The organism is Staphylococcus rostri (assembly GCF_002902145.1).
GTDB classification, from domain to species: domain Bacteria; phylum Bacillota; class Bacilli; order Staphylococcales; family Staphylococcaceae; genus Staphylococcus; species Staphylococcus rostri.
Genome location: NZ_PPRF01000101.1, coordinates 1 through 1,333 on the forward strand (window position 1 = coordinate 1; position 1,333 = coordinate 1,333).

The 1,333-nt window shown below is 36.4% G+C and carries 1 protein-coding gene; it reads left to right on the top strand.

All coding sequences use genetic code 11. From position 1 onward, the window contains the following. Positions 1-107: 107 nt before the first annotated feature. Positions 108-1,202, top strand: coding sequence for an IS30 family transposase (locus tag CD122_RS10630; protein WP_031590773.1), 1,095 nt, complete (start codon positions 108-110; stop codon positions 1,200-1,202). Positions 1,203-1,333 lie beyond the last annotated feature (131 nt).

Sequence of the window (1,333 nt, forward strand, 5' to 3'; positions counted from 1 at the left end):
TGGTGGATTTTATAATCAACTTAGCCACCTTTAGACAAAAAAACGCCACGTGAATTTCATGTTATTATTGAGGTTACCACACCAAATCAATAAAGGAATAAATTCACATGACACATACTTATTTTAACACGACAAAACGCAAAGGCACACACCTAAGTTATGAAGAACGTGTTCAAATAGAAACACTTAGAAACCTCGGCTTTTCAAATCGTGCAATCGCGCGTGAATTAGGACGTGCACCTCAAACGATCAATAACGAAATTCATCGAGGAACAACACGCCAAATTAAACGACAAAAACAACAACATAAAGTCTATGAATATGAGACGCAAATTTACTTTTCTTCACTAGGTCAACAACGTTATCACGAAAATAGACAACAATGTGGTGCTCAGCCTTTATGGAAGAAGAACCCATCATTTATTCCATGGGCAGATCGTCTTATGAAAAAGAAACGTTGGTCACCTGAAGCAGTCGTCGCATATGCGCACAAACAACAACGTTTTGAAAGGAAAGAGATTCCTTCAACAACAACAATATATACTTGGATAGATCAACAAATTATGGAAACTAAGAACATTGATCTACTAGAAAAGTTAAGAAGACGTCATTCTACTCCAAATAGCTATCATAATCGTCCACACAGTCGAGTACTTGGACCAAGTATTGAAATGCGTCCTGGTGAAATAGCGTCACGTCAATCTTTTGGTCACTGGGAAATAGATACTGTAATCGGTACAAAAGATAAGTCAAAACCTGTTATTTTAACGCTTGTTGAAAGACAAACACGTTTTGAAATACTAGAAATGATAGAGAGTAAAAGTGCTGATGCAGTGTCTCATACATTGAAAAAACTATTTGATTCACTGGGTGAAAAAGCACCAAAAATCTTCAAATCTATCACATCGGACAATGGTTCAGAGTTCGCATCACTCTATGAAGACTTTGGACATATGACAAAGATATACTTTACACATCCATTCTCATCATATGAACGGGGAACAAGTGAAAACCAACATAAATTAATCCGTCGCTTTATTCCAAAAGCACACGATTTATCTGGTGTTTCAAAGTCGCTCATAAAAATGATACAACAATATATGAATGACTATCCTAGAAAGACGTTAAATTACAACACAGCTCATCATCAAATGGCAAAATTTTTAAAGCAGCTCAATCTGTATGAGACTTTCCAAAGCTAAATACATAGCTTTGGTTACCTGTTGACGCTAGATGAGTTAAAACTCATCCATCCTCAACAGGTTCGGAAACGGATAATCTCAGTGTAGTCCTCACTCGTAAAAGGTGACTAACTTAAACTTGAAATTTGCGA